The sequence below is a fragment of the Methylobacterium sp. WL120 genome (assembly GCF_008039465.1).
In the GTDB taxonomy this organism is placed as follows: domain Bacteria; phylum Pseudomonadota; class Alphaproteobacteria; order Rhizobiales; family Beijerinckiaceae; genus Methylobacterium; species Methylobacterium cerastii.
The window spans coordinates 1-944 of sequence record NZ_VRUT01000358.1; the positions used below are offsets into that span (position 1 = coordinate 1).

General features: G+C 78.2%; 1 protein-coding gene. It reads right to left on the bottom strand.

Features of this window, described 5'->3' with window-relative positions:
• Window positions 1-944 (bottom strand): flagellar biosynthetic protein FliO (locus tag FV229_RS26990; protein ID WP_147754833.1); only part of this gene is annotated, 944 nt, incomplete at both ends.

Sequence of the window (944 nt, forward strand, 5' to 3'; positions counted from 1 at the left end):
ACCGGCGGCGGCGCCGGCAGGAACGGCTCGGGCTTCGGAGCCGGGGCAGGCGGGATGGCGAACGGCGCCGCGGCGGGCTTTTCCGCCTGCGGAAGCGGTGAGTCCACAGGCGCCGCCATGGCCGCGGCCATCGGGTCGACCGCGGCCGGCGCCTCGGGAGCGGGAGCGGAGACCGGAACCGGGTCCGAGAACGTAGGCGGGGCCGACCGGGCGGGGGCGACGGCCGAGGCCGGACGCGCCAGCGCGGCTTCGAGCTGGCGGGCCATGTCCGAGAGGATCGCCGGATCGACCGGCCGGCGCTCGGCCGGCGGCAAGGGCGGGATCGGCGGGATCGCGCCGGGGACCGGGACCGACGCGGAGGCGGGCTCCTCCGGCGGCGCCGCCTCGGTGCGGGGGCGCTCGGAGGCGACGTCGGGGCGCGGGTTGATCAGCGGCGGCGCGGTCCGGCGCATCGGACGGCGGGCCGGCGCGTCCGGGCGGGAACCGGTGACGATCGCCTCGGAGGCGCGCGGTTCGGAGACGCGGTCCGGGCGCAGCTCGGAATCGTCCAGAAGCGCGGCGTCCAGCGGCGGAACCGCGAGCGACGCGGCGGACGCGAGCGCCCCGCCCGGGCCGGACACGGTCGGGGCGAGCACGATCGGCATGGAGAAGTCGGGCCGGAACGCGGCCTGGGCCTGCGTCTCGAGACCGGAAAACGGGTCGGGCCCCGCCTCGGCCAGGGTTTCGGCGAAGGGCGCCGCGAGGGGCTCGGCCATCGCCTCGGGGCGCAGGGCCGGGTCGCGCTGCTGCCCGCGCTGGATGTGGCGCTCGATCACCACGTCGTTCGGGCCGCCGACGAGCAGCAGGTGCTCGACGTTGTCGCGCCGCAGCAGGATCAGCTGGCGCTGCCGGTCGAGCTCGTACACGTCGACGATGCCCAGCCGCGGCTGGCGCCCGCGCTGGCC